The sequence below is a fragment of the Streptomyces sp. NPDC002795 genome, assembly GCF_042888725.1.
Classification (GTDB): Bacteria; Actinomycetota; Actinomycetes; order Streptomycetales; family Streptomycetaceae; genus Streptomyces.
In genome coordinates, this window is record NZ_JBIAQB010000001.1 from 228060 (window position 1) to 248290 (window position 20231).

Consider the following 20231-nt stretch of genomic DNA (forward strand, 5'->3'; position numbering starts at 1 on the left):
ACGCGACACACCACGTCAACGTCCCGCCGTCGTCCTACGCTGGGACCCATGTCAGCACTCGCAGCCGCCGCGACCCTCTTCACCGGCCGTCCGGCCACCGCCCAGCGCCGTCTCTCGTCCCACCTCGGCGAGGTCACCCTCGACGACGGCCGCGTGGTGATGGTGAAGGAGGCCGACGACCCGGCGGCGGTACGCGCGGAGGCGGCCGGGCTCCGATGGCTCGCGGCGGCCGACGCGGTGGCGGTGCCCACGGTGCACGGTCACGACGAGCGGTGTCTGGTCGTCGACCGGGTCGCGCAGGGGCGGCCGACCGAGGAGGCCGCGGTGCGCTTCGGCGAAGGTCTCGCGCGGCTGCACGGCGCCGGGGCCCCGGCGTTCGGGGCGGCGCCGCCCGGTGGGCCGACGGAGGCGTACATCGGGCTCGCCCCCATGCGCAATGTGCCGGGCGACGACTGGCCCAGCTGGTATGCCACGCACCGGGTGCTGCCCTATCTGCGCGAAGCCGTGGACGCCGGCACCCTCTCCCCCGCGGAGGCGCGGCCGATCGAGCGGGTCTGCGAGCGGCTGCCCGAACTCGCGGGCCCCGCCGAGCCTCCCGCCCGGCTGCACGGCGACCTGTGGAACGGCAACCTGCTGTGGGGCGCCGACGACGCGGCCCGGCTCATCGACCCGGCCGCGCACGGCGGGCACCGCGAGACCGATCTGGCGATGCTGCACCTGTTCGGCGCGCCGCACCTGGACCGGATCCTCGACGGCTACGAGCGGGTCGCGCCGCTCGCCGACGGCTGGCGTGACCGCGTCCCGCTGCACCAGCTCTTCCCGCTCCTGGTGCACACCGTGCTGTTCGGCCGCGGCTACGCCGACCAGGCGGTCGCCGCGGCCCGCTCCCAACTCCCGTAACCGCTACGCGGTCGCGAACCGCGTGAGCACCGCCTCCGGGCGGACGCCCGGCAGCGCGGCGCGGAACGTCCGGTAGTAGCCGAGCTCCTCCTTGCTGCGGAGTTCGGGCGCGCCGTCCTCGGCGGTCGCCGTCGCGAACTCCTCGTCCGTGATGCGGCTTTCCCACAGCGGGCTGAGGAGGCTCTCCGCGCCGCTGCCCGTGCCGAACTGCTCCTTGCGCCGCCACAGCAGGTGCTCGGGGAGCCAGCCCGCGAAGGCGCGGCGCAGGTGTGCCTTCTCCATGCCGTCGGCTGTGTTGTCGTCAAGCCCCTTGACCTGCGCGGGCAGTGACATGGCGTGCGCGATGACGTCCCGGTCGAGGAACGGGACGCGTGCCTCCAGGCCGTGGGCCATGGTGACGCGGTCGCAGCGCTGGAGGTTCAGGCCGTGCAACGCGCCTATGGTGCGGCGCAGTTCGGCGTCCAGCTCGTCGGGCGCGGCGTGCCGCTCGTGGTAGTAGCCGTATCCGGCGAAGAGTTCGTCGGCGCCCTCGCCGGTGAGGACCGCCTTGACGTGCCGGGAGGCGAGTTCGGACAGGAACCAGTTCGGGACGGCGCTGCGGATGAGGCTGGCGTCGAAGGACTCCACGCACCCGACCACCTCGTCGAGCGCCCGCGCCGCGGCCTCGGCGTCGAGCACCGCCTCGTGGTGCTCGGTGCCGAGGAACGCGGCGGCGTCCCGCGCGGCGAGCAGGTCCGGGGAGCCCTCCGTGCCGACGGCGAAGGTCTTGAGGCGGCGGCCCTGGCGGGCGTACTCCTCGGCGGCGACCGCGGCGACGAGGCTGGAATCGAGCCCGCCGGAGAGGAACACACCGACCTCGACGTCCGCCATCAGATGCCGGCGGACGGAGTCGGCGACGGCCTCGAAGGTGGCCTTCTCGACGACCTGCTCGGGCACCCCGCCCCAGGCGCCCGCCACCTCGGGAACCGGGTCCGCGAAACGGCGCAGTCCGTCCTCGGGCGTCCACCAGTGTCCGGGCGGGAAGATCTCGGCGTTCGGCTGTACGTCGGGGTGGAACGCGCGCAGTTCGGAGGCGAAGTGCACGGCGGCGTCCGTGCGCGCCCAGTACAGCGGCTTGATGCCGATGGCGTCGCGGGCGGCGACGAACCGGCCGCCGGGGGTGGCCGCGCACAGCGCCCACATGCCGCGCAGCCGGAGCAGGCCCGCGGGCCCGTCCGTGCGCAGCACGGCGAGCGCCGCCGCCGAGTCGGAGGAGGAGCCGAAGGCCTCGGTGGGCAGCTCCTCGCGCAGTGTCTGGTGGTTGTAGATCTCGCCGTTGCACACGAGTGACCAGTCGTCGTCGCCGTGGGTGCCGCCGAGGGGCTGGTGTCCGCCGTCGAGGTCGACGATGGAGAGGCGGCGGTGGCCGAGCCAGGTGTGGCCGCCGACCGTTCGAGTCCCGCTGTCGTCGGGTCCGCGGTGGGCGAGCCGGTCGAGCATTCCCTGTGCCGCCGCGTCGGCGCACTCGGTGTCGAGACTTCCTTGATGACTGTGTATGGCTGCGATTCCGCACATGTGGATCGACCATAGGCCGGTCCGTGCGAATGGAACAATGCGAGTTGCTCTATACGCACGCCACTGTGGCAGTCTTGGGTCATGGCGGCTGAGAATCTGAGCAGCGTGCACCGCGCGCTGGACGTGCTGCGCGCGCTCGCGCAGGGCCCGATGGGCGTACAGGAAGTGGCCCAGGCTGTGGGCCGGGAGAAGACGCAGGTGTCACGGACCCTGAAGGTCCTGGCGCAGGAGGGGTTCCTGGAGCGGGATCCGCGCACGCTGCGCTATCGCGTCGGCTGGCAGCTGCTCGCGCTGGCCTCGTCGGCGGGCGAGGAGCGTCTTTACGGGGAGGCGCCGCCGGTGCTGCGGGATCTGGTGCATCGCGTCGGGGAGCCGGCGTATCTGACGGTGCTGTCCGGGCACGGCGTGGTGACGGTGCTCACCGAGCGCACCTCGCGCGGGCTCCAGGCGCACGAGTGGATCGGCCGCACCTCGCCCCTGAACTGCACGTCCGCGGGCCGCGCGCTGCTGTTCGGGCTGCCCGACGACCAGGTGGCGGCGCTCCTGACGACCGAGAACGGGGCGCCGCTGCCCGGAACGGACGCGGCGCCCCGCGACGTCGTGGCCGTCCTGGAGCGGCTGCGGGCGGAGCGGGCGCGCGGCTTCGCGGTGGCGGCGGAGGAGATGGAGCCGGGCCTGACCGCGGTCGCCGTCCCGGTGCACGATCACCGGGGCGATGTGGTGGCGGCGGTCAATGTGTCGGCGCCGGTGTTCCGGCTGCCGCCGGAGGCGCTGCCGCAGGTGGTGGAGGCGGTGGTCGCGGCGGCGCACCAGCTGTCGGCCCGGCTCAACGGCGCGCCGCCGTCCGCGTGACTCAGGAGATCCGGGCGACGCCCGCGTAGATGCCGCTCGGCTCGGGCTCGGGGGCGGACTCGCCCCGGAACCACTCCGTGGCGGTCACCAGACCCGGCTCCACGAGGTCGAGCCCCTTGAAGAACCGCGCCACCCCGTCGCGGGTGCGGAAGCCCAGCTTGATGCCCGCCTTGGCGTACTGGCTCACGACCTTCTCGACCAGCTCGGGGAAGATGTCGCTGGAGGCGTTGGACAACACCAGGTGACTGCCGGCGGGCAGCTCGGACACCAGCCTGGAGACGATGCCGTACGCCTCCTCGTCGTCCGGGACGAAGTGCATCAGCGCGATCAGCGACAGGGCGATCGGCCGGTCGAAGTCCAGGACGGTACGGGCGTGTTCGAGGATGGCGTCCGGCTCACGGACGTCGCCCTCGATGTAGTCGGTGACACCTTCGGAGCTGCTGACGAGCAGCGCCTGCGCGTGCCGCAGCACGATGGGGTCGTTGTCCGTGTAGACGACCTTGGCCGCCGGGACGACCCGCTGCACGATCTGGTGCAGGTTCGGCGCGGTCGGGATGCCGGTGCCGATGTCCAGGTACTGGTCGACGCCCTGCCCGGCGAGCCAGGCGGCGGCCCGGTGCATGAACTCCCGGTTCTGCCGCGCCGCGTCCCGCGCCTCGGCCGGCAGCTTCTCGCCGACGGCCTCGTCGACGGGGTAGTTGTCCTTCCCGCCGAGCAGCCAGTCGTAGACCCGCGCGGGGTGCGCCTGACTGGTGTCGATACGGGGCCGGGGAGCTGGTGCCGTCATGAGGACTCTCCAACGTCGCTGTGCGGGCGGGGCGATGCGTGTGACCTGCCCGCAGTCTGTCATGCCAACTCCCGGCATCCACCACGGAGTTGCAGGTCACGGCGGGTGCGCGGGCGACAGCGCACGGTACTCGCGAGCCTCCCGCACCGCTGCCCCGCGCCCCTCTACCCTTGACCACCCACCCATGTTCCACCGTGAGGAGCCACCGTGCGCGACTGGCAGCGCGAGCTGGACCTGGAGTCGCACGGCGAGGGCGGCTACTTCCGCCGCGTCTACACGAGCCCGCACGGCCTGTCGACGCCGCACGGCCCCCGCCCTTCGGCGACGTCGATCTACTACCTGCTCGACGAGCGGCAGCCCAGCGGCCTGCTGCACCGCAACCGCAGTGACATCCTGCACTTCCTGATCGACGGCGGCCCCGTGGAGTACGTGACCGTCACCCCCGGCGGCACCCTGGACCGCACCACGCTCGGCCCGGACGACGAGCGCTTCCTGCTGGTGCCCGGCGGCCACTGGAAGGCATCGCACCTGCTCGACGGCGCTCGCCACGGCCTGGTGGCGGAGGTCGTCACCCCGGGTTTCGACTACACGGACCACGAGTTCGCGACGCGTGACGCACTGGACGCGTTTCCGCAACTCGCGGAGGAGCTGCGGGAGTTCGTCACCCGTTGAGACCTTGCGGGTGTCTTGACACTCGCGGTGCACCCTTCTTACCGTCCGCCTAGGCATGGCCGACATGTCGAGCCACGTTCGACACGTCGAACCTCCCGGCATCCGCTCCGCACCCGCTCCGTACGGAAAGGCCACCTCTTCATGCCGCTCCCCCGGATCCCCAGACGCCACTTCCTCGCCACGGTCGGAGCCGCCTCACTCGGCGCTCCGGCCGTTTCTCTTGCCGCGAGCCCCACCGCCGCGGCGGCTCCGCACACCGCCGCCGCCCCCTCCGCGGACACCCTCCCGTACCCCACCCTGCACCGCCCCTTCGCGATGCCCGGCGCCAAGGACCAGGACTGGACCGGGGCCCTGTTCGTCGGGGAGGGCGAGGCCCGGTTCGCGCTGCGCGTCGGGCTGCTCACCGCACAGGGCAAGCTGCTGCGCGAGAAGATGACCAACTACCTGTGGCGGATCGGCCCGATGGCACCGGACGGCGCCTTCCGCCAGGTGCGCGTCAGCACGGACGACCGGACCGTCATGCCCGCGCACTTCGACGCGCTGCGCGAGGTGATCGCGCACCCCTACCAGTGGGAGGAGAGCGCGGTCGCCGACGCCACGGCGAAACTCCCGCAGCTGGAAGCGAAGTACGAGCAGACCCAGCGCGACAGGCGTGAGATACGGGTGCGGTACGCGCGCACCACCGACGGCGGCGGACTGCTCGGCGCGGTCACCGCCCTTGAAAACGACACCACCGTGGTCCTCGAACTGGGTACGCCCTGGGGCGAGTCGGCCGCCTTCACGCTCGAAGGACACGACCTGACGGGCAGCGCCGCCGGCGTCCTCGACGCACACCGCACCGGCCACGTCCGTCTCTCCCCCAGCGAACCCGCCGACACGGCCGGCTGCTACGCCTCGCTCGCGGACCTGACGACGGTCGCCACGGGCGGCAGCGGCACACCCGGGACGACGCTCGGCGCGCTGGTCTACCGCCTCGCCAAGGGGCAGACGATCACCTTCGCCGCCCGGGTGGGCGAGGGCCCGCAGGACGTGGCCGCTCCCGAGGCGCACGAGGTCGAGAGCGCGCTGGCGGCCGCCGCGGCGCACGTGACCGACGGCGGGCTCACCGGCTCCGGGCCCGTGGGCCGCGCGGCGGACGCCGTGCGCGACGCCCTTTCCCTGAACACCAATTACGACCGCGACCACCAGCGCAACTTCGTGCTGTGGGGCTGGGGCGGCGGTGGCGGCCTGTTCACCGGCTGGGACTCGGCGTTCGACGCCGTCGAGGCCGCCCTCGTCAGCCGCCCGCTCGCGCTCCAGCACGAGACCGACATCTTCGACGCGCCGGCCCCGCCCAACCAGGTCCCCCTCACGGGCCCGCGCTACGACCAGCAGCACTCCGCCCCGATGCACGCCTACGCCATCTGGCGCCTGTACACCAAGTTCGGCGACCGCACCGTCCTGGAGAAGGCGTACCCGCACCTCGTCACCTTCTACGAGCTGCTGCCCGAGTGGGACACCGACAACGACGGCCTGCTGGAAACCCCGTACTTCGGCGACCGGGTCGGCGGCCGCGGCAACCACCTCGGCCTCGACGACAGTCCCGTCTACGCGGACTACCAGCGCATCCCGAAGCAGGGCGGCAGTGGCGACAAGCGCGACAACACCGACCTCACCGACGTGGCCCTCAACTCGTACTACGCGCAGTTCGCCGAGACGTTGGCGAAGATGGCGCGGGTGCTCGGCAAGAAGGCGGACGCCACCCGGTTCGCCGCGCGGCACGCGAGCATCAAACGGCTGCTCAACGAGCGGCTGTGGCACCCCGAGAAGGGCCTGTACCTCAGCCGCCGGCTCGACGGCACCTGGAACGAGGTCGTCACCCCGACCGTCTTCTACCCGCTGTTCGCGGGGATCGCCACACCGGACCGGGCCCGCACCCTCATCGAGGACCACCTGCTGAACCCCGAGGAGTTCTGGGGCGACTACGTGATCCCGTCCGTCGCCCGCAACGACCCCACGTACTGCTCCGGCGGCCCGGTGCACCCGAAGTCCGAGCACTTCAAGTTCTTCGACCGCTACGGCGAGGACACCGCGCCCGAGCAGTGGAAGGGCGCGTGCTGGCCGCCGATGAACTTCACCGTGTACGACGGGATCAAACGCTACGGCTTTGACGACGTGGCCGGACAGTTCGCCGCCCGCTCCACCGCGATGTACCTCGACGCGTGGGACAAGGAGAACTGGTTCCCCGAGTCCTTCGATCCGGAGCCCGGCCAGACCGTCATGGCCTCCGCCGTCGACACCGCCTGGCGCACCTACTCGTGGTCGAACGCGATGCCGGTGCAGGGCCTGCACGAGTTGCTCTCCGACAACCCGTGGGACGGCGACCCGTCGGCTCTCATGTTCGGCTCGCTGTCACTGCCGGGCACCAACACCCTCGCCAACGTGGAGCTGCGCGGGCACACGTACACCGTCTCCGCGGGCCCGCACCGCACCACGCTGGTGCGCGACGGCAGGACGGTCTTCCGGGCGACCGGGGCGCGCGTGGCGGTCCGCCACTTCCTGCTGACCAAGGCGGGCGCGGCGTTCGACATCAACGCCGATGGCCCGGCCCGCATCGAGGTGTTTCCCGCGAACGGCAGGCCACGCGGCCGGAACATCCCGGCGGGCCGCACGCGCGTGAGGCTCTGACGCCAACTCCCGCCAGAGCATTGGCTAGCCGAGCGTACGCACCGGGCTTCCCGCCAGGTACGCCTCGATGTCCTCGACGGCGCCCTGGAAGAAGCCCTCGTAGTTGCGGCGCGTGACGTAGCCGAGGTGGGGCAGGCCGAGGAAGTTCGGGGCGGTACGCAGGGGATCGTCGGCCGGGAGGGGTTCGGTGTCGAAGACGTCGCTGCCCGCGCCGGCGATCCAGCCCTCGCGCAGCGCCCGCACCAGCGCCTCCTGGTCGACGATCGCGGCACGCGAGGTGTTGACCAGGTAGGCGGTGCGGCGCATGCGGCGCAGTTCGTCGGCGCCGAGCAGGCCGCGGGTGCGCTCGCCCAGGACGAGGTGGACGGAGACGAAGTCGCTGGTGTCGAGGAGTTCTTCCTTCGACGCGGCGAGGGTGGCTCCGGCTTCGGCCGCCCGCTCGGCGGTGAGGTGCTGGCTCCACGCCGTGACATCCATGCCGAAGGCGGCGCCCACGCGCGCGACGCCCGCGCCGATCTTGCCGAGACCGAGCAGGCCGAGCCGGCGGCCGTGCAGGTCGGCGCCGAGGGTGGACTGCCAGGGGCCGCCGTCGCGCAGGTTGCCGCCCTCGGTGAGGACACCGCGGGCGAGGCCCAGGATCAGGGCCCAGGTGAGTTCGACGGGCGGTTCGGGGTTGCTCGCGGTGCCGCAGACCGTGACGCCGTGCGCGGCGGCGGCGTCGAGGTCGATGGACGCGTTGCGCATGCCGGACGTGACGAGGAGCCGCAGTTTCGGCAGGCGGGCGATCAACTCGGCGGGAAACGGGGTGCGTTCACGCATCACGACGACGATCTCGCAGTCGCCGAGCAGCGCGACGAGTTCATCGTGTGTGTCGACATACCGATTCAGGTACGTGACGTCGACGCGGTCCGACAGGCGGTCCCAGTCGGCCAGTTCATGGGCGACGCCCTGGTAGTCGTCGAGTACAGCGCACCGCAGCATGCTCACATCACTCCTGGTTCGAAGGTCGCCTCGAAGGCCGCATCGAAGATCGTGTCGAAGATCTCCGGAAAACCTTAACCGCGGGCACTGGTACGGACTTTTGCCCAGCCCCTTGACGCCCTTTCACCCCACCCCTTAAATCAACTCTTGAACAGAGCACATCAAGCGCAGCCTTCTTGCCTTCACTTTCTGGCGTGCCGCGGACCGGCACGACCCCCTACCCGAAGTGATGTGATGTCCCATGCGCAGTTCACTGCGCCCACTGAGCCGCAGACTCCCGCTGGGTGCCGCGGCGCTGCTGTGCGTCGCCGCGGCGTTCATCCCCACGGCGAACGCCGCCGACACCGACGGCGACGCGCACACCGCGGCGGCCACCTTCTCCGACGACTTCGACGGGCCCGCGGGCTCGGCGGTCGACGGTGCGAAGTGGCAGACCGAGACCGGAGACAACGTCAGCAACCACGAGCGGCAGTACTACACGTCGGGCAACGACAACGCCGCTCTCGACGGTCAGGGCAACCTGGTCATCACCGCGAAACGCGAGAACCCGGCCAACTACCAGTGCTGGTACGGGTCCTGTCAGTACACCTCGGCGCGCCTCAACACGTCGGGGAAGTTCGAGACGACGCACGGCCACGTCGAGGCCCGGATGAAGATCCCGCGCGGGCAGGGCATGTGGCCCGCGTTCTGGATGCTGGGCAGTGACATCGGCTCGGCCGGCTGGCCGAACTGTGGCGAGATCGACGTCATGGAGAACGTGGGCTCCGAGCCGTCGACGGTGCACGGCACCCTCCACGGCCCCGGCTACTCCGGCGCCGGCGGGATCGGCGCGGGCCACTCGCTGCCCGACGGCCAGGCCTTCGCGGACGCCTTCCACACGTTCGCGGTGGACTGGACACCGAACAAGATCACGTGGTCGGTCGACGGCACGGTCTACCAGACCCGGACACCCGCCGACGTCGGCGGCAACCAGTGGGTCTTCGAGAAACCGTTCTTCTTGATCCTGAACCTCGCCGTGGGCGGGGACTGGCCGGGCGACCCTGACGCCGGCACGCAGTTCCCGCAGCAGCTGGTGGTGGATTACGTGCGGGTGAGCACCTGAGTACGTGGTGGTGACTACGTAGTGGTGACTACGCGCGCCTGAGGACGTAAGGGTGCGACGAGGGGCCCGGCGCCATGTGGTGCGCCGGGCCCCTCTCCGTCAGTTCCGGTTCCGGTTCCGGTTCCGGTCAGGCCGACGCGCGGCAGTCCGGGTGCCCCCAGCCGTCGGGGTTCTTGGCGATGTCCTCCCCCGCGGCGTACGAGCGGCCGCAGCGGCAGCGGCCCGGGAACTTCGCCTTGAGGGTGCGCGAGGAGGAGCCGGAGGAGGCGCGCTTGGCGGGGGCCGACTTCGCGCGCGGAGGCTTGGCCGAGGAGGGGCTGGACGGCGGCGGCTCGGGAGAGCCGAGCGCGCTGCCCGCGTCCTGCTGGGCGACGGCGGCCTGGCTGGCGGCGCGGTCCGCGAAGTCGTTGAGCGGGTCGCCGTCGACCTGGTGCGCGGGCACATACTTGAACTCGACCGCGCGACCGTCGAGCAGCGCGTCGATCCGCTGCACCAGCTCCTGGTTGGCGACGGGCTTGCCCGCGGCCGTCTTCCAGCCCTTGCGCTTCCAGCCGGGCAGCCACGTGGTGACGGCCTTCATCGCGTACTGCGAGTCCATCCGCACCTCAAGGCTCACATCAGCGGCGACCGTACTCAACAGCCGCTCAAGGGCGGTGAGTTCGGCGACGTTGTTCGTCGCGGTGCCGAGGGCGCCGGCCTCCCACTGCACGGGCTTCTCGTCACCATCGGCGACGACCCAGGCCCAAGCCGCGGGTCCGGGATTTCCTTTGGACGCGCCGTCACACGCGGCGATCAAACGTTCTGCCATGCCCCCGATCATGCCAGGTCAGTCGTCGAGGTCGACGCGTACGGTCAGAAGGCCGACGCCGAGGCCGCGGACGGCGGCGCTGTTGAGGCGCGGCAGGGCCCCGAGGCGGGCGCGGGCGTCGTCCTCGGGCAGCAGATGCGCGGTGCCGCTGTGCCACTGGCCGCGCAGGCGGACGCGGACCCGGGGGTCGGCCTGGATGTTGCGCACGTACTGCGACTTGTACCCGAACTCCGAGACCAGCCAGAAGGCGCCGCCGACGCGCCGCCCGCCGACCGGGGTGCGGCGCGCGAGGCCCGACGTGCGCCCGGTCGTCTCCAGGAGGACCTGGGTCGGCAGTCGCCGGGCCACAGGGTTGGCGATGTGGCGCTGGAAGGTGGTGACGAGCCGGTGCTTGGTCTCGTGGAAGCGCGTCATGGCCGCACTCTAGACGGCGCGCGGGCGGCGAACGGGCGGCTGAGAGTGGGACACGGATGGCGGTCGCCTCTCGGCGGGAGGCTCCGCAGGGCTTCAGCCGAACGATCTTCCCTGCGGGCGATGGGTTGGGCCCGGGGACACTGTTCCATCCGTGTCCACGTCTGAGTCAACGGACTGGGGGGCGGGGTTGTTCCCGGCGACCGTTGTGAGGGGGTGCGCGGTCTCGCGTTCTAGGCTGCGACGATGATCTTCCGCCCGGCTTCCCGACGTCTGTCGGCCTTGTGCCTCGCCCTGTCCGCCGCGTTCGCGTTCTCCGCCTGCTCGTCACCGGAGTCCGGGGGCCGCTCCCCGCGTGTCCAACGGCCGACACCGGACGCACAGTTCGACTACCAGATCGGCGGCGCGTACAAGCCGCCCGCGGGGGTGCGGGCCGTCTCGCGGGACCGTGGGGACGCCCCCGCCCGCGGGCTCTACAACGTCTGCTACGTCAATGCCTTCCAGGCCCAGCCCGACGCCGTGAAGTGGTGGCGGGCCCACCACGACGACCTGCTGCTGCGGGACGGCGAGGGGAAGCCGGTGGTCGACGAGGACTGGCACGAGCCGCTGTTCGACATCTCCACGAAGACGAAGCGCGCACGTCTGGCGAACATCGTGGGCGGCTGGATCCGGGGCTGCGCCGACGACGGCTACCAGGCCGTCGAGCCGGACAACCTCGACTCCTACGAACGGTCCCACGGACTGCTCGACTCCGCCGACGCGGTCGCGTTCGCGCAGCTCGTCGCGGACCGGGCGCACGGGGCCGGGCTCGCGGTCGGGCAGAAGAACTCGGCGGAACTCCTGCCGAAGCACCGCGTCATCGGGTTCGACTTCGCGGTGACGGAGGAGTGCCAGGCCCACGACGAGTGCCGGGGGTACGCGTCGGCGTACGACGACCGGGTCTTCGCCGTGGAGTACCGCGAGGCCGACTTCGAGCGGGCGTGCCGCGCGTGGGGCGACCGGCTCTCGATCGTGCTGCGCGACATGGACGTGCGGCCCGCGGGCACGAAGGGGTATGTGCGGCGGGCCTGCTGAGCGGCGGCGGGGTCAGGCCTTCCGGCTCGGGTCGCTCAGCGCGTCGAGGCGGCGCCTGACCGCGTCGAGGGCGCCGGGGCGACGGCCCGGAACCTGTTCCCGCAGGGCGGTCAGACCGGGGGCGTGTCCGCGGGCCCGGTCCGGGTCGCGGACCTGTTCCCACTGGTGGTGGGCGCGGTCGACGGCTGCCTCCACGTCCTCGTCGGAAGGTGCCTCGCCACGTGCGATCCGGGCGTGCGCCACGGCGATCCACAACTCGCAGCTACGCCCCGGTTCATCGGCCAGCCTCGCGAGGTCGGCCCGCACCTCCATCCAGTGCACGACCTCCGCGGAGCGCATCCCGTACACCCGCAACGCCTCCCCCTCCCACGCGGCAGCGATGGACGCGGCCTCCCCGTGCCGCCCCGCCTGCACGGCAGCGAGCAGCAGAGCGTGCGGGTCGGGGGCGGGGGGCTGCGCGGGCGCGGCGGCTGGCATGGGCGGCACGGTCGGCGCGGGCGCCGGGCTGGGCGGCACGGCTGGCGCAGGCGCCGAGCTGGGCGACACGGCTGGCGCAGGCGCCGAGCTGGGCGACACGGCTGGCGCAGGCGCCGAGCTGGGCGACACGGCTGGCGCAGGCGCCGGGCTGGGCGACATGGCAGGCGCGGGCGCCGGGCTGGGCGGCATGGGGGTGGGATGCGGGCTGATGGGGTCGGCCACCGGGGGTGGGGTGACCGGGCTCGGGGCCGGAGTCTTGACGAGCTGCACGGCTGGCCCGGGCGTGGGGGTGGGAGCCGAAGTGTGAGCGACGTCCGGGGCCGGGCCTGGGCCGAAAGCCGCTGAGGGATCCGGAGCGGGGGCGGGAGCGCGGGCGGGAGCAGGTACGGGTGTGGCGGCGGGAGCGGCTGCGGGAGCAGGTACGGGTGTGGGAGCGGCCGCAGGAGCGGGAGCGGGTGCGGGTGCGGGTGCGGGTGCGGGTGCGGTTACAGATTCAGGTGCGGGAGCGGGCACAGGCGCAGCCGCAGGTACGGGTGCGGATACAGGTGCAGGTGCAGGAGCGGGAGCGGCGGCGGGCGCAGGTACGGGAGCGGGCGCAAAAGCGGCCGCAGGCGCAGGTGCGGTTACAGATGCAGGTGCAGGAGCGGGAGCGGGAGCGGCGGCGGGAGCAGATTCGGGTGTGGGAGCGGGCGCAAAAGCGGCCGCAGGCGCAGGTGCGGTTACAGATGCAGCCGCAGGCGCAGGAGCGGCCGCAGGTACGGGAGCGGGCACAGGCGCAGCCGCAGGCGCAGCCGCAGCCGCAGGAGCGGCCGCAGGTACGGGTGCGGTTACCGGTACAGGTGCGGGAGCAGGTGCGGAAGCCGCAACCGACGCGGGTGCCGATTCCGGCGTCGGAGCCGACACCGCTACAGCAGCCGAACCGGAATCCGAAGCCGGAACCTGGACCGGATCAGGACCCGGCGCCGAGTGCGCTGCCGGTATCGGAGCCGTTGCCGGGACGGTGTCGGGCCCTGCACCCGCTCCCTCGCCGGCAGCCGAGTCCGCAGGCAGCCCGGCCCCCACGACCCGCCCCGAAACCGCTCCCCCACCGCCGGCCGAAGACACAGCCGGCGCCGCCAACGGGTCCTGTCCGGGGACAGCAGCAGAGGCCGGCCCCGTAGCGGGAACAGCAGGCGGAGCCGAGGCCGGGACCGTTGCCGAAGTGGGCGGCGCTGCGTCCGTACCGGCGGGCCGCCCCGTTCGCGTGGGCCCGCCCGGTTCGCCCGGAGCGGCCACGTGTCCCGACCCCAACGCCACGAACAACGCGTCCGCCGGGCCCGCGTGGGCCGCCGCCGTCTCGTGGAGGTCGGGTGGGGTGGGGCGGGCGCCGGTGCGCCAGATGTCGGCGTAGGCGCGGAGGTACGCGGGCGTGAGTGTGGTGCGGCGGGGCGGAGGCGGCAGCACCCGGCCGAAGACACTGGTGCCGTGGCCGAGACCGAGACCGCCCACACCGACGTGCTTCCAGGCCTCCGCGTCCGCGACGAGGTCGACCACGACCGTCGTGGTGTGTGGGCGGCGCCGGGTGAGTTCACCGGTGAGCCAGTGCCACGGCAGCCCCGTGTAACGCAGCGTCGACGGCGTGGTGCGGGCGAGAGCCAGATGCAACAGGCGCTGGCGGGGGTCCAGATGGAGCTGACCCGCGATGTACAGGTGGAGCGGCCCTGGCTGCGCGGCCGCCGTGCGCAGGCGGGTGAGGACGGCCTGCGGGTCGAGCGGGTCCGCGAGTTCGACGACGGACGCCGCCGCCGTGCCGGCGAGCACGCCCGGCGGGACCGCCGCGAGCGTGGGCAGCACGGAGACCGCGTCGATGAGGCCCGCCTTGCCGGCGGGCGCTGCCGCGAGGAGCAGCGCCGTGCCCGGCTCGGTGGAATGTGCCTCGTTGTTGCCTTGCGCGTTGATCACCACAGCAGAACCGTAACCGCAACACAGAGCGTCGCGCTGCCGTCACGGAACCTCAAGTGGCCCCGCAGGAGTCGGTTTTCAGCCCTTTTTGCCCGAAGGGTGCCCGCAGCGCAGCCGGTCTCCGGTAACCGGGGCGCCTTCCACCATGCTGCGGTCGTACGTCACTTGCGTCACACCACGATCGTCGCCGCCGACGGCGACGCGGAAGACCGGGCCGAATCCGGCCACGGAACGCAGCTTCGCGCCGGGGAGCGCGGCCGCCAGGGAGGGCGCGAAGCGGGCGCGTTCGGGATCGTACGTGACGACGGTGGGTCCGCTCGGGCGGCTGCTCGGCGCGGGCGCCTCGGTCACGTCGAAGCCGCTCTCGCGCAGCCCGTCGGCGACGCGCGGGTCGTCGACCGTCACCTTGGTCTCCTTGGGCGGCATGCCGACCGGGACCGGTCCGCCGGACTTCCGCGTGGACGTCAGCGGCCGGTCCGCGCCCAGCGCCCCGAACATCCGCTTCGCCCGCTTGTCGTCCCACAGCAGTGACGAGCCCCAGGTGGGGTCCCGGTAGTCGAAGTTCGAGATGGGCACGGTGGCGAACTCCGTCTGCCGTGGCGTGAGGTCGCGCAGCTTCCAGGCCAGGGACGTCAGCGTACGGATGTCCGTGTGGCCGTCGGTGCGTACGTGGGACATCAGCGCGCGGGCCGTACGGGCGGTGGCCATCGGGTCCTTGAAGACCTTCGCGTCGGAGAGCCGCGCCAACATGCCGAGCAGCAGCTTCTGTTGGCGGCGCACCCGTCCGAGGTCGCCGGGCGGGTTGAGGTGCCGGGCGCGGACGTAGCGCAGGGCGTTCGCGCCGTCGACGTCATGGGTTCCCGCGGCGAGGTCGAGACCCGAGTTCTCGTCCCGCAGCCGCGTGTCGCTGCACACCTCGGCGCCGCCCAGGTCGTCGACGGCCGCCACGAACCCGCGGAAGTCGGCCTCCATGTAGTGGTCGATACGGAGGCCGGTGGCGCGTTCGACGGTACGCACGGCCAGGTCCCGGCCCCCGTGGGCGTACGCCCCGTTGATCTTTCCGCTGTGCGCGGGGTGGCCGTGCCGGGCGAAGCGTACGAAGGAGTCGCGGGGCAGGGAGACGACGCTGAGCCGGCGGCCGTCGGCGGCGATGTGCACGAGCATCAGCGTGTCGGTGCAGCCGCACTCCTGCCCGCCGACGTGCAGCCGCTGGATCTCCTCGCGGGTCATCCCTTTTCGGCGGTCGAGCCCCGCGACGAGCAGGTTCGTGCCCCTGCCCTTGCCCACACCCACGCCCTGATCGAACTCGTGGCCGGCGGCGGGGGCGGCTCTCCCCTCCGCCGGTCCCGCTCCGGCGAGCGTGGTGACCAGCAGAGCGGCGACGGCCACCGCGTGGCGGCGGCGGAGACGGTGCTGAGGGGCCATGGAGTACCTCCGTCGAGCGGATGTCAGGGCGAGTGCGACCTGTCCCCTTTACCCCATATCAACCCTCTCGTCCCACCTCGCCACGCCTGATTCACCGTCATGTACGCATGGCGGCCTCCCCCGTCGGACCCCGTCGGACCCCATCGGCACAACGGTCAGCGGTACCCCGTGACGTCGGCCGGTTTGCCCGCGTCCTGCACCTCGACGAGATAGCGCCAGGAGTCGGGCCTGCTGCCGTCCAGGTCCGTGAATCCGTAGATCTTGGCGAGGCCGCCGCTGGACTGGGACGTCCCGTTGAACCGGGCGACGTCCGGGTCGGAGGCCAGCGCGGCGACGGCGCGGCCGGTGTAGCGGGGTGTCTCGGAGATGGCGAAGTGCGGCTGGACCCGCACCGCGTCGTGCCAGTTCTCCTCCGTGACGTCGTAGTGGCCGAGCATGATCTCCGAGCGCATCCAGCCGGGCGTGAGGGCGACGGCGGTGGCACCGCGCGAGCCGAGTTCGTGGCCGAGGGCGAACGCCATACGCAGGACGGAGCTCTTGGCCAGGTCGTAGAAGAAGGAAACGCGGTAGTTCGTGCTGTTGTACTCGGCCGTGCCGTCGGTGACCTCGACGACCAGGCCACCGGGGTTGCGCAGCAGGAGCGGCAGCGCGAAGTGGCTGGTGATGGCGTGGGTCTCGACGGACAGGCGGTGCAGCCTGAGCCCGTTGTCGAGGTCGTGCTCCCAGACCGGTGCTTCCCATTCGAAGAGGTTCTCGCCGCCCCAGATGTCGTTGACGAGGATGTCCAGGCGGCCCTGTTCGCGGTCGATGCGCTCGACGAGGGCGCGCACCTGGTCCTGTTCGAGGTGGTCGGTGGGGACGGCGATGCCGTGGCCGCCCGCGGCGGTGACGAGGTCCGCGGTGTCCTCGATGGTCTCCGGGCGATCGTACTCGGAACGGCGGGCGCGGGTGCTGCGGCCGGTGACGTAGACCGTGGCGCCGGCCGCGCCGAGCTCGACGGCGATGCCGCGGCCGGCGCCGCGGGTGGCTCCCGCGACCAGGGCGATCTTGCCGCGCAGGGTCTTTTCGTCCGTCGCCGGGTGGGGGGTGTCAGGCATGAGGTCGTCTCCCGTTGCTTTCCGGTGTCTCGCGTTGTGGCGTGTGGCTCGCGGGGTGGCGTGTGGCTCGCTCTCACGAGCATGTCCCGGAAACCCGACATCCCTTGTCCTGCTTTCGGTGGGACTTTTCCCGGGCGGTGGGGCCACATACCTACGGGGGTACGCATTGATACCCTCGGGGGTATACCAACGAGACAGGAGAGACGTATGAGCCCCACCCTCGCCCCCGCCGAGCTGCACGGCCGGGCCGCCGACGACACCCTCGTCCTCGATGTGCGCGCGCCCGCCGAGTACGCGTCGGGGCACGTGCCCGGCGCCCTCAATGTGCCCGCGGACCTCATCGACGAGCTGCTGCCCGACCTGCGTGACGCGGCCGGGCGCCGCCGGATCGTCGTCGTGTGCGCGGCCGGGCAGCGCTCCGCCGCGGCCTGCGCGAAGCTCGCGGAGGCGGGCGTCGACGCCATCGGGCTGGACGGTGGCACGCGGGCCTGGGCCGCCGAGGGGCTGCCGGTCGACACCGCGGCCCGCCCCGAGCGCGCCGTCTGGGCGATGGACCGCCAGGTCCGCTTCACCGCCGGTTCGCTCGTGCTGCTCGGCCTCGCGCTCGGCCGCCGCGCCCCGAAGGGCCGGCTGCTCGCGGCGGGCATCGCCTCGGGCCTCGTGTACTCCGGCGTGAGCAACACGTGCGGCATGGCGGCGATGCTCGGCAAGCTTCCGTTCAACCAACCCGCGCCCGGCGCCCTCGACACCGCCCGCGCGGCCCTTCGCTCGTGAGCGGTACGGGCAACCCGGAGGCGATGGACGCCGTCCTGAAGCGGCTGCGCCGCGCGCAGGGGCAGCTGACCGGCGTCATCGCGATGATCGAGGCGGGCCGCGACTGCAAGGACGTGGTCACCCAACTGGCCGCCGTTTCACGCGCGTTGGACCGGGCCGGGTTCAAGATCATCGCCTCCGGCATGCGGGACTGCATGAACGCGGCGGACGGTGAACAGCCGCCGCTCAGTGAGGACGAGCTGGAGAAGCTGTTCCTGTCCCTGGCGTGACGTGCGCCTCGCGCGACGGGGGCGCGCCGTACCTCTTCGGCTTCGGCGCGGCGCGCCCCAGCAGCACGACGCCCGCGAGCGTCACGATCCCGCCGACCGCCTCCACGGGCGCCGGCGTCTCCCCCAGCCACAGGTAAGCGACCACGAGGGCCACGCCGGGTACGAGATACAGGGCAGCCGTCGCCGTCGTCACGGTCAGCCGGGCCACCGCGTAACCCCACACCACGAATCCGGCGGCGGACGGCAGCAGCCCCAGATACAGCGCCGCGACGGTGGCACCGGCAGGAGCCCGCACCAGCTCACCGAGCGCGCCCGGCGCCAGCGGCAGCAGCAGCGCCGTGCCCGCCCACATCGCGTAGCAGGCGACCTCCAGACCGGTGCGTCGCCGCAGCAGTGGCTTGATGGCGAAGTGGTGGACGGCCTGCACGACGGCCGCGCCCATGACGGCCCAGGCGGGCCGGGTTCGTGCCGCGCGCGGTGGCGCGGGCGAGTCACTTCGGGGTCCTGACGGCCCTGGTGGCACGGGGCGCGGGCGTGGCCCTCGTGCCCCAACTTGCCCTGCCGACACACCTGGAGGGCATCTCCCTGCACCCGCTGCGCTCCCCCCTACTGCGCACCGTGCGGGCCGTGTACCGGGCGGGCACCGCCGGACACCCCGATGCCGCGTACGTACTGGACCGGCTCGGCGAGGCCGCTTCCGCTCGGCCGCGCTGAGCCGGTGCCTTCGGGCGGCCCGCGGGGTCAGCCGATGACGAACGGCACCTTGGCCGCCAGGGCGCCGAGTTCACCACGCTCCACCTCGGTCGCGGGTCGGCGCCCCGTTGCGACGAGCAGCACGTCCGTGTCGCTCCACGACGCGGGGAACGCGGCGCCGGCGATCCCCTCCAGGAGCGCCCGCGCCCGCGCCAGGCCCTCCGCCGGCGGACCCTGCACATCGGGGAGGTGGGCGATCAGGTCGAGGTGGTGCAGCGTCCACTCCAGGACGTACGCGGTGAGGTAGTCGCCCACCGTGAGGACCTGCTCCTGCGTGCTCACGAGGCCGTCCGGGGCGGCGAGCCCGGCGGCGCGCCCCGCGGCGGATCCGATGTCGTCGAGGTGGAACGTGAGCAGGGCCGGGTCCTGGTAGGCGGCGGCGAGGCGGACGGTCAGCGCGTCGAGCGGATCCTCGCCGGTCGGCGGCTCGCCACCCACGTGCCAGTACGTCACCGCGTCGACGGTCGGCTCCGTCGACGCGGGGGTGGCGAGGGTGATCAGCACGTCCTGCGCGTCGATGACCAGGTGACACACCAGGTCGCGCACCAGCCAGCCGGTGCAGCCGGAGGGCTGCTCGAAGGCCTTGTCGGGGAGGTCGGCGACGGCCGCGCGCAGCGCGGCCCATGAGCGTGAGAAGTGATCCACGGCGGCACACCAATCGGAACGGGGACACGTGTGTCAGAGCGCGGCTACTCGGCGCCGCCCGCTGACTGGCCGTCAGAGGGCGGACCGCCGCCGCGGCGGCGGCGCAGTGGTACGACGTCCATCGACGCCAACCGCTTCTCGTCCGCCACGAGTTCGATGCCGGTGATGCGGGGCGGGTCCGTCGTGAGGTCGACCTCGACGGCGAACGCCACTTTGAGGGTGCCCGCGTGGGTCCACACCACGCCGACCGTGCCGTCGAGCAGGGCGAGGCGGGCCGCCTTGGCGCGACCCGCGTACAGGGACGCCACCGCACGCGCGCCGATGACCTCCGGTTCCGAGCCCATGGCGATCGCCGCGGCGTCCGAGCGGACCACGACCTCCGGGTCGAGCACGGTGAGCAGCGCCTCGAAGTCACCGCCCTGCGTCGCGGCGAGGAAGGCCTCGACGACCTCGCGGCGCCGCTCGCGGTCCGCCGCCTCCGTGGCGCGCGGGTCGGCGTCGCGCACCCGGCGCCGCGCACGGCTGGCGAGCTGACGGGTGGCGGCGGGGGTGCGCTCGACGATGGGCGCGATCTCGTCGAACGGCACGGTGAACAGGTCGTGCAGCACGAAGGCCAGGCGCTCCGCCGGGGCCAGCCGGTCGAGGACGACCATGAGGGCGAGGCCCACGGAGTCGGACATGACCGCCTCGTCCACCGGGTCCACGGGGCCTTCGCCGCTCTCGTGCTCCTGGGCCTCGAGCGGGTCCTCGCGGCGGGTGGCGCGGGCGCGCAGCGCGTTGAGGCAAATGCGGGAGACGACCGTGGTCAGCCATGCGGCGAGGTTGTCGATCGTCCCGGCCCCGTCCGTGCGGCTGAGCCGCAGCCACGCCTCCTGGACGACGTCGTCGGCCTCCGCGGACGAGCCGAGCATCCGGTGGGCGACGGCGCGCAGCCGCGGGCGGTGCTCCTCGAAACGGGCGGCGAGGGCTTCGGCGTCGGCCATCTGTCACATTCCTCCGTGATGTCGTGTCATGGCGGTGCGCCACCCCATGGTGACCGTAG

19 protein-coding genes and 1 pseudogene are annotated in these 20231 nt (G+C 72.5%); 9 read left to right on the forward strand and 11 right to left on the reverse strand.

Translation table 11 applies throughout. From position 1 onward, the window contains the following. Nucleotides 1-48: 48 nt before the first annotated feature. A complete protein-coding gene (locus ACFYWS_RS00925; protein ID WP_389268076.1) occupies nucleotides 49-900 on the forward strand; it encodes a fructosamine kinase family protein in 852 nt (283 codons plus the stop codon). A 3-nt stretch (nucleotides 901-903) separates the two neighbouring features. Here ACFYWS_RS00925 and asnB read toward each other — a convergent pair whose 3' ends face one another. Then, a complete protein-coding gene (gene asnB / locus ACFYWS_RS00930) occupies nucleotides 904-2454 on the reverse strand; it encodes an asparagine synthase (glutamine-hydrolyzing) (protein ID WP_389268078.1) in 1551 nt (516 codons plus the stop codon). An 81-nt stretch (nucleotides 2455-2535) separates the two neighbouring features. Here asnB and ACFYWS_RS00935 point away from each other — a divergent pair, with 81 nt between their 5' ends. Beyond that, nucleotides 2536-3306, forward strand: a complete 771-nt coding sequence (locus tag ACFYWS_RS00935) for an IclR family transcriptional regulator (protein WP_389268080.1) — start codon at nucleotides 2536-2538, stop codon at nucleotides 3304-3306. Between the two features lies 1 nt (nucleotide 3307). Here ACFYWS_RS00935 and ACFYWS_RS00940 read toward each other — a convergent pair whose 3' ends face one another. Further along, a complete protein-coding gene (locus ACFYWS_RS00940; RefSeq protein WP_389268082.1) occupies nucleotides 3308-4093 on the reverse strand; it encodes an SAM-dependent methyltransferase in 786 nt (261 codons plus the stop codon). Nucleotides 4094-4300: 207 nt separating this feature from the next. On the opposite strand from ACFYWS_RS00940, the gene ACFYWS_RS00945 reads away from it, so the two are divergent. Then, a complete protein-coding gene (locus ACFYWS_RS00945; RefSeq protein ID WP_389268084.1) occupies nucleotides 4301-4765 on the forward strand; it encodes a cupin domain-containing protein in 465 nt (154 codons plus the stop codon). A gap of 141 nt (nucleotides 4766-4906) precedes the next feature. Continuing rightward, nucleotides 4907-7432 (forward strand): trehalase family glycosidase, encoded by a 2526-nt coding sequence (locus tag ACFYWS_RS00950; RefSeq protein WP_389268086.1) that lies wholly within the window; start codon nucleotides 4907-4909, stop codon nucleotides 7430-7432. Nucleotides 7433-7456: 24 nt separating this feature from the next. On the opposite strand, the gene ACFYWS_RS00955 is transcribed toward ACFYWS_RS00950, so the two are convergent. Then, nucleotides 7457-8413, reverse strand: coding sequence for a D-2-hydroxyacid dehydrogenase family protein (locus ACFYWS_RS00955; RefSeq protein WP_389268088.1), 957 nt, complete (start codon nucleotides 8411-8413; stop codon nucleotides 7457-7459). A gap of 241 nt (nucleotides 8414-8654) precedes the next feature. On the opposite strand from ACFYWS_RS00955, the gene ACFYWS_RS00960 reads away from it, so the two are divergent. After that, nucleotides 8655-9515 (forward strand): family 16 glycosylhydrolase, encoded by an 861-nt coding sequence (locus ACFYWS_RS00960; protein WP_389268090.1) that lies wholly within the window; start codon nucleotides 8655-8657, stop codon nucleotides 9513-9515. A gap of 127 nt (nucleotides 9516-9642) precedes the next feature. On the opposite strand, the gene ACFYWS_RS00965 is transcribed toward ACFYWS_RS00960, so the two are convergent. Then, nucleotides 9643-10335, reverse strand: coding sequence for a ribonuclease H (locus tag ACFYWS_RS00965; RefSeq protein ID WP_389268092.1), 693 nt, complete (start codon nucleotides 10333-10335; stop codon nucleotides 9643-9645). A gap of 6 nt (nucleotides 10336-10341) precedes the next feature. Then, nucleotides 10342-10737 (reverse strand): nitroreductase/quinone reductase family protein, encoded by a 396-nt coding sequence (locus ACFYWS_RS00970; protein ID WP_389268094.1) that lies wholly within the window; start codon nucleotides 10735-10737, stop codon nucleotides 10342-10344. A gap of 243 nt (nucleotides 10738-10980) precedes the next feature. On the opposite strand from ACFYWS_RS00970, the gene ACFYWS_RS00975 reads away from it, so the two are divergent. Then, nucleotides 10981-11808: an endo alpha-1,4 polygalactosaminidase gene (locus ACFYWS_RS00975; RefSeq protein ID WP_389268096.1), complete on the forward strand. Its 828-nt coding sequence runs from the start codon at nucleotides 10981-10983 to the stop codon at nucleotides 11806-11808. A 12-nt stretch (nucleotides 11809-11820) separates the two neighbouring features. Here the strand turns inward: ACFYWS_RS00975 and ACFYWS_RS00980 are convergent, their stop codons facing one another. The 3 genes from ACFYWS_RS00980 to ACFYWS_RS00990 all read right to left on the reverse strand — a co-directional run bounded on the left by ACFYWS_RS00980 (nucleotide 11821) and on the right by ACFYWS_RS00990 (nucleotide 16748). Further along, the gene (locus tag ACFYWS_RS00980) at nucleotides 11821-12285 is read right to left on the reverse strand and encodes a hypothetical protein (RefSeq protein WP_389268098.1); all 465 of its coding nucleotides are present in this window, start codon (nucleotides 12283-12285) and stop codon (nucleotides 11821-11823) included. A gap of 2019 nt (nucleotides 12286-14304) precedes the next feature. Next, entirely contained in the window at nucleotides 14305-15651 is a 1347-nt protein-coding gene (locus ACFYWS_RS00985; protein ID WP_389268100.1) for an LCP family protein, read from the reverse strand. Between the two features lie 155 nt (nucleotides 15652-15806). Continuing rightward, a complete protein-coding gene (locus ACFYWS_RS00990) occupies nucleotides 15807-16748 on the reverse strand; it encodes an SDR family oxidoreductase (protein ID WP_389268102.1) in 942 nt (313 codons plus the stop codon). Nucleotides 16749-16955: 207 nt separating this feature from the next. On the opposite strand from ACFYWS_RS00990, the gene ACFYWS_RS00995 reads away from it, so the two are divergent. Both ACFYWS_RS00995 and ACFYWS_RS01000 read left to right on the forward strand, forming a co-directional pair. Next, a complete protein-coding gene (locus ACFYWS_RS00995; protein WP_389268104.1) occupies nucleotides 16956-17522 on the forward strand; it encodes a rhodanese-like domain-containing protein in 567 nt (188 codons plus the stop codon). 23 nt (nucleotides 17523-17545) lie between these two features. Then, a complete protein-coding gene (locus tag ACFYWS_RS01000; protein WP_389269427.1) occupies nucleotides 17546-17791 on the forward strand; it encodes a metal-sensitive transcriptional regulator in 246 nt (81 codons plus the stop codon). Here the strand turns inward: ACFYWS_RS01000 and ACFYWS_RS01005 are convergent. After that, nucleotides 17748-18233 (reverse strand): DMT family transporter, encoded by a 486-nt coding sequence (locus ACFYWS_RS01005; protein ID WP_389268106.1) that lies wholly within the window; start codon nucleotides 18231-18233, stop codon nucleotides 17748-17750. The genes ACFYWS_RS01000 and ACFYWS_RS01005 overlap by 44 nt on opposite strands. Before the next feature lie 20 nt (nucleotides 18234-18253). Here ACFYWS_RS01005 and ACFYWS_RS01010 point away from each other — a divergent pair. Further along, nucleotides 18254-18505, forward strand: a pseudogene (locus ACFYWS_RS01010) (LysR substrate-binding domain-containing protein); the annotation flags it as partial. Nucleotides 18506-18532: 27 nt separating this feature from the next. On the opposite strand, the gene ACFYWS_RS01015 reads toward ACFYWS_RS01010, so the two are convergent. Both ACFYWS_RS01015 and ACFYWS_RS01020 read right to left on the reverse strand, forming a co-directional pair. Next, nucleotides 18533-19189, reverse strand: a complete 657-nt coding sequence (locus tag ACFYWS_RS01015) for a maleylpyruvate isomerase N-terminal domain-containing protein (RefSeq protein WP_389268108.1) — start codon at nucleotides 19187-19189, stop codon at nucleotides 18533-18535. A gap of 44 nt (nucleotides 19190-19233) precedes the next feature. Beyond that, nucleotides 19234-20172: a sigma-70 family RNA polymerase sigma factor gene (locus ACFYWS_RS01020; RefSeq protein ID WP_389268110.1), complete on the reverse strand. Its 939-nt coding sequence runs from the start codon at nucleotides 20170-20172 to the stop codon at nucleotides 19234-19236. Nucleotides 20173-20231 lie beyond the last annotated feature (59 nt).

What these genes read in the sequence shown, in the direction of transcription:
- ACFYWS_RS00970 (WP_389268094.1), bottom strand. Translation starts at nt 10,737, where the DNA reads ATGACGCGCTTCCACGAGACCAAGCACCGGCTCGTCACCACCTTCCAG.
- ACFYWS_RS01005 (WP_389268106.1), bottom strand. Translation starts at nt 18,233, where the DNA reads ATGGGCGCGGCCGTCGTGCAGGCCGTCCACCACTTCGCCATCAAGCCA.
- ACFYWS_RS00960 (WP_389268090.1), top strand. Translation starts at nt 8,655, where the DNA reads ATGCGCAGTTCACTGCGCCCACTGAGCCGCAGACTCCCGCTGGGTGCC.
- ACFYWS_RS00940 (WP_389268082.1), bottom strand. Translation starts at nt 4,093, where the DNA reads ATGACGGCACCAGCTCCCCGGCCCCGTATCGACACCAGTCAGGCGCAC.
- ACFYWS_RS00925 (WP_389268076.1), top strand. Translation starts at nt 49, where the DNA reads ATGTCAGCACTCGCAGCCGCCGCGACCCTCTTCACCGGCCGTCCGGCC.
- ACFYWS_RS00980 (WP_389268098.1), bottom strand. Translation starts at nt 12,285, where the DNA reads ATGCCAGCCGCCGCGCCCGCGCAGCCCCCCGCCCCCGACCCGCACGCT.
- ACFYWS_RS00985 (WP_389268100.1), bottom strand. Translation starts at nt 15,651, where the DNA reads ATGGCCCCTCAGCACCGTCTCCGCCGCCGCCACGCGGTGGCCGTCGCC.
- ACFYWS_RS01000 (WP_389269427.1), top strand. Translation starts at nt 17,546, where the DNA reads ATGGACGCCGTCCTGAAGCGGCTGCGCCGCGCGCAGGGGCAGCTGACC.
- ACFYWS_RS01020 (WP_389268110.1), bottom strand. Translation starts at nt 20,172, where the DNA reads ATGGCCGACGCCGAAGCCCTCGCCGCCCGTTTCGAGGAGCACCGCCCG.
- ACFYWS_RS00995 (WP_389268104.1), top strand. Translation starts at nt 16,956, where the DNA reads ATGAGCCCCACCCTCGCCCCCGCCGAGCTGCACGGCCGGGCCGCCGAC.
- ACFYWS_RS00975 (WP_389268096.1), top strand. Translation starts at nt 10,981, where the DNA reads ATGATCTTCCGCCCGGCTTCCCGACGTCTGTCGGCCTTGTGCCTCGCC.
- ACFYWS_RS00935 (WP_389268080.1), top strand. Translation starts at nt 2,536, where the DNA reads ATGGCGGCTGAGAATCTGAGCAGCGTGCACCGCGCGCTGGACGTGCTG.
- ACFYWS_RS00990 (WP_389268102.1), bottom strand. Translation starts at nt 16,748, where the DNA reads ATGCCTGACACCCCCCACCCGGCGACGGACGAAAAGACCCTGCGCGGC.
- ACFYWS_RS00950 (WP_389268086.1), top strand. Translation starts at nt 4,907, where the DNA reads ATGCCGCTCCCCCGGATCCCCAGACGCCACTTCCTCGCCACGGTCGGA.
- ACFYWS_RS00955 (WP_389268088.1), bottom strand. Translation starts at nt 8,413, where the DNA reads ATGCTGCGGTGCGCTGTACTCGACGACTACCAGGGCGTCGCCCATGAA.
- ACFYWS_RS00965 (WP_389268092.1), bottom strand. Translation starts at nt 10,335, where the DNA reads ATGATCGGGGGCATGGCAGAACGTTTGATCGCCGCGTGTGACGGCGCG.
- asnB (WP_389268078.1), bottom strand. Translation starts at nt 2,454, where the DNA reads ATGTGCGGAATCGCAGCCATACACAGTCATCAAGGAAGTCTCGACACC.